Source organism: Streptomyces sp. N35, from assembly GCF_016464295.1.
Lineage (GTDB): Bacteria > Actinomycetota > Actinomycetes > Streptomycetales > Streptomycetaceae > Streptomyces.
Genome location: NZ_JAEIMH010000105.1, coordinates 23,153 through 27,818 on the forward strand (window position 1 = coordinate 23,153; position 4,666 = coordinate 27,818).

4 protein-coding genes are annotated in these 4,666 nt (G+C 73.0%); 2 read left to right on the top strand and 2 right to left on the bottom strand.

The window, feature by feature from the left end; translation table 11 throughout:
• The first annotated feature begins 155 nt into the window (after nt 1-155).
• Together JAO81_RS36810 and JAO81_RS36815 are read left to right on the top strand one after the other, a co-directional pair.
• Nucleotides 156-1,283: a S9 family peptidase gene (locus tag JAO81_RS36810; RefSeq protein ID WP_199552349.1), complete on the top strand. Its 1,128-nt coding sequence runs from the start codon at nt 156-158 to the stop codon at nt 1,281-1,283.
• A 125-nt stretch (nt 1,284-1,408) separates the two neighbouring features.
• On the top strand, nt 1,409-2,800 hold the full coding sequence (locus JAO81_RS36815; RefSeq protein WP_199552350.1) for a hypothetical protein: 1,392 nt from the start codon (nt 1,409-1,411) through the stop codon (nt 2,798-2,800).
• Between the two features lie 103 nt (nt 2,801-2,903).
• Here the strand turns inward: JAO81_RS36815 and JAO81_RS36820 are convergent, their stop codons facing one another.
• Nucleotides 2,904-3,302 carry a VOC family protein gene (locus JAO81_RS36820; protein ID WP_199552351.1) on the bottom strand — a complete coding sequence of 133 codons (399 nt, stop codon included), beginning with the start codon at nt 3,300-3,302 and terminating at the stop codon, nt 2,904-2,906.
• A gap of 119 nt (nt 3,303-3,421) precedes the next feature.
• Entirely contained in the window at nt 3,422-4,309 is an 888-nt protein-coding gene (locus JAO81_RS36825) for a neutral zinc metallopeptidase (RefSeq protein WP_199552352.1), read from the bottom strand.
• Between the last annotated feature and the right edge of the window lie 357 nt (nt 4,310-4,666).

Consider the following 4,666-nt stretch of genomic DNA (forward strand, 5'->3'; position numbering starts at 1 on the left):
CGGGGGTCCGGGGCGAAGCCCCGGTTTCGGGAAGGGGCGGGTAGGGGAAACCAGCCCGCCGCAGACGCAACCGGCCGGCACCCGACAACGGGACCGCACCCGAACAAGGACCCCGCCCACTGGCCGACAACCCCCTACGCACCGACACTGGACCCGTGCGCCCCGCAACCGCGACGGCAGCAGCCGTCACCGCCCTGATCGGTGCCGGCGCGGCCATGCTCGCGGCCGGCCGCCACGCCAGCGATGCCGCTCTGAAGGTCGAGCCCGGCAAACCGCTGCCCACCGAGCCCGCCCTCACCGTGCACGCCACGTCGAGCCGTCAGATCGCGCTGACCCGCGACCTCGCCTCCCAGCGCCCCGGCGTCTACGGACTGACCGGCCACGGCTGCCACGCCGTCGTCGGACCGGTCATCGAGGACGCCCCGCACACGGCCGACACCGTCGTGCGCCGCCTCGACCGCGTCACCCACGGCACCCTCGACGTCGGCGCCAAGGTGTGGCTCACCCCGCAGGTCCACCTCGGCAACCCGCGCACCGCGCTCGGCCTCGACCACGCCGATGTCGACATCCCCGGTGAGCTCGGCGGGCTGCCCGCCTGGTTCGTGCCCGCGCACCGCGACACCTGGGTGATCACCGTGCACGGCCTGGGCGCCACGCGCGAACACCCCATGGTCGTCATGGAGTTCCTGCACGGCATGCGGATCCCCGTACTCGACCTCGCCTACCGCGGCGACCTCGGCGCACCCCGCTCACCCGACGGGCTCGCCCATCTCGGCGAGACCGAGTGGCGCGACCTGGACGCGGCCCTGCGCTACGCCGTCCGCTACGGCGCACGGAACATCGTCGTCCACGGCTGGTCCACGGGCGCCACGATGGCGCTGCACGCGCTGACCCACTCCGCCCTGCGCGACCGCATCAGCGGACTGATCCTCGACTCGCCGGTCCTCGACTGGGAGAGCACGGTCCGCGCGCTCGCCGCGGCGAGCCGTACGCCCTCCCCGCTGCTGCCGCTCGCGGTGCGCGCCGCACAGGGCCGCACCGGACTGAGCGGCGACCGGACCAGGGGCGCCGCCGCACCCGACGGCATCGGGGTCCCTGTCCTCGTCTTCCACGGCCCCGACGACACCCTCGCGCCCTGGGCCGCGACCCGTGAATTCGCCGCCCGCCGCCCGGATTTGATCACCCTGCACACGGTGCCCGACGCCCCGCACGGCGCGATGTGGAACGCGGACCCGCACGGCTACGAGGAGACCATGCGCCGCTTCCTCACTCCGCTGCTTTAGCAGGTGTGTGAGGCGCCTGCCGGATATCGCGAGCCGTAGTCCCCCGATGGGGCCCGATCAGGGCGAAGCTCCCACACCGGACTCCCGATTGGGTTTTCGGGGTCCGAGCGGGAAGACTGCACCCTGTGACGTCCCGTAACCCGCGCGACTCCAGGCTCCGACTCGTCCGCCCGCGCCCCCTGGCGCCCGTCCCCGCAGCAGAGCCCCCCAGGGCCCGGCGCCGCCCCGCTCCCAGGCCGCCCGAGGGCACGCCCGCCCCCGCGCAGCTCGCCACCATGGCGCGCAAGGGCCTGGCCGCCGCCGCGCGGATCGCGCGCTGGGCCGGGGACACCGGCAGCGGGGGACAGCAGAACGTGCTGCGCACCGCACCCGGCGGCGTCCTCACCCCGGACATCGCCGAACGGGCCGCCGCGCAACTGGAGCTGACACCTCAGCAGGTACGCACCGACTGGGACACCGCACGCCTGGCGGGTCTGATCGAGGTGCACGGCGACAGCGCCCGCGCGGGCTGGCGGCTGCGTGCCTGGGACCGGGACGACTCGGCGGTCCTGCGCGGGTGGGTCGCCCTGTTCGACGCGTGGTCCCTGGTGCACCCGGCGCCCGCCGAGCTCGCACCCGCCGCGGTGGCCGAAGTGATCGAGGCCGTACCGCAGTTGCTGTCCGTGCTTCAGCTCTCCCAGGGTCCTCTCCCGCTGCCCCAGCTGCTCGACCTCCTCGAGCAGCGCGTCACCGAACTCCGCGACGAGCGCTGCGAGATCCCCTACGGACCGCAGGCCGAACCGGTCCCCGCCGAAACGGACTCGGCCCCGCTGCTCGAATGGGCGCTCACCGGCCTCGCCGCCGTCGGCGCACTGACCCTCGACGCGGACCAGGCGACGATGACACCGCTCGGCAGCTGGGCGGTCTGGGTCAAGCTGGAACAGATCATCGTGGCCGCGCAGAGCCCCGCCGGGAACATCGAGCAGCACGCCGAGGGCATGCTCCGCGGCTGCGCCCGGCTGCGCCCCAACGCCGCCCGCGCCGAATACCGCGCCTGGCTGGCCGCGCGCCCCGTGGGCAGCGCCGTGACCGAACTCCTCGACGCGGCCCGCGGCGACGACTCCCTGCTGCGAGGCCTCGCCTTCGAAGCCCTGCGCGTGGTCGGCGCCCCCGCCGAACCGGACGTACGCGCCGCCTCCGACGAGCTGCTGCTGCGTCCGTACGCCCTGATCTGGCTCGCCGAGCACGAGGGCTACGACCCCGAGGACGTGCACACGGTCCTCACCCGCGAGGAATCCACCTGGCTCTGGGTGGACACGGCCGCGGCGGTCGCGGACCACGGTGAAGCGACCCTGCTCGTACGGCACTTGGAAGCGGCGGTGCAGCCGACGATCCCGCAGCTGCTCGCCGAGATCCGCGCGGTCGGCCACCCCCGTACCGTCCAGGTCCTGGTCGCGCTGGCGGCCGCCCACCCGGACCCGGCTCTCGCCAAGGCGGTACGGCGGGCGGCCTTCCAGGTCCACACCGGCGGGGCGTGACAGCGCTCAGCGGTGCGGCGTGACAGCGCTCAGCGGTGCGGCGCCGGTCTCGAAGGCGGAGCTCGGTTTTTGAAGGCCGAGCTCAGCTCTTGAAGGGCGGAGCTCAGCCGGCCTGCGGGCTGTAGTTCCCGAAGCTCCAGACGTTGCCCTCGAGATCGCGGGCCATGTAGTCCCGCGACCCGTAGTCCTGGTCGGTGGGCGGCATCAGGATCTCGACGCCGTGCTCCACGGACCGCTTGTGATGGGTGTCGACATCGTCGATGTGGATGAACAGACCGACAGGACCGGCGTTCTCCATCGCCTTGGCGAAGGCTCCGCCGCGCCCCTTCGAGCTCAGCATCACGACGCCGTTGCCATACGTGAGTTCGCAGTGCTCGACGATGCCGCCCTCGCCCTCGAACAGCGCGGTCTCGGCGAAGCCGAAAGCCTCCGTGAGCTGGCGGATCGCGGCCTTCGCGTCCTCGTAGAGCAGGGTCGGGGTGATGGTCGGTGACTGTGCCATGGGGATCCACTCCTCAGAGGATTTCCATGCGGATGTGACCTGTGGCCCAGTCTGGCACCCGGCACTGACAATCCTCCCGGACCCCTGTCGGGAGCCCGCCCGCGGTCACCCGCCCGCCGTCACCGGAAGGTGTTGCACTGGGCCATGTCGCCGGTGCGGTACCCCTGGTAGAACCACTGCTGCCGCTGCTCGGCCGAGCCGTGCGTCCAGTTCTCCGGCGACACCCGGCCCTGGAACCGCTCCTGGATCCGGTCGTCGCCGACCGCGGCCGCCGCGCTCAGCCCGTCGCGGATGTCCTCGTCCGTGAGCGAGGTGATCAGCGGCCGGCCGGTGGCGTCGTCCGGGGTGCTCGTCGCGTGCTTGGCCCACACACCGGCGTAGCAGTCGGCCTGCAGCTCGACGCGTACGGCGTTGCTGTTCGCGCCGGTCCGTCCGTCCTGGGCGCGCTGCAGCGTGCCGGCCAGGTTCTGGATGTGGTGGCCGTACTCGTGCGCCACCACATAGGCCTGGGCGAACGGGCCGCCGCTGGAGCCGAACTTGGTGCGCAGCTCGTTGAAGAAGCCCAGGTCCAGATAGACCTTCCGGTCCCCGGGGCAGTAGAAGGGCCCGACCGCCGAGCTCGCGGCGCCGCACGCGGTGTTGACGCGGCCGGAGAAGAACACCGTCTGCGCGTCGCCGTACCGGGCGCCCCGGCGTGGGAACTCCTGGCGCCAGTAGTCCTGCACGCTGTTGACCACCGCGACCATCCGGCAGTCGTCCTTGGTGTTCGCGTCCTGCCCGGTCCGACAGGTCTGCTGCACCTGGGCGGCGCTCGACGCGGTGTCCGTGGGGTCGTCATTGCCCGAGGTCAGGCCCAGATTGTCCGGACCGACACCGAAGAAGAGCCCCATGATCAGCGCGATGATGCCGGCGAATCCGCCGCCGATGGCCGCCTTGCTCTTCATCCGGCTGCCGCGGACGTCGCTGACTTCCGAGGTGTCCAGATTGGCGTTGTCGTCGAACTGCACGGGCGCACCATCCTTAGGCCGATATCGGAGGCTCGGCTCCTTCATCCTGTTACGCCCGGTCGCAACGGGCGTGGGCAGAGGACCGAACGGGCGACCCGGGACCACCGGCCTGCCGTGTCGGGCGCCTCACGGGCCGCCCGCGCGCGGCGCCGGGACTACGCTCTGCGCCGGATCCGAGGCCGCGCGCCCTGTGCGGTCGGGCCGGCGAAGAGCAGTGACGAGGGGGCCTATGTGAGCGGCGGACCGATGCGGACCGGAGCCCTTGCCGGCGCGGAGCGCGAGCCCCGCGCCGACGGGCGCCCGGCGGGCGGCCCCTACGCACCGCCCCGGCCGCCCCGACCCCGGGGCCCCCCGCGG

Excerpts from the sequence above, each read along its gene's own strand:
- JAO81_RS36820 (WP_199552351.1), bottom strand. The coding sequence starts at position 3,302 with ATGGCACAGTCACCGACCATCACCCCGACCCTGCTCTACGAGGACGCG.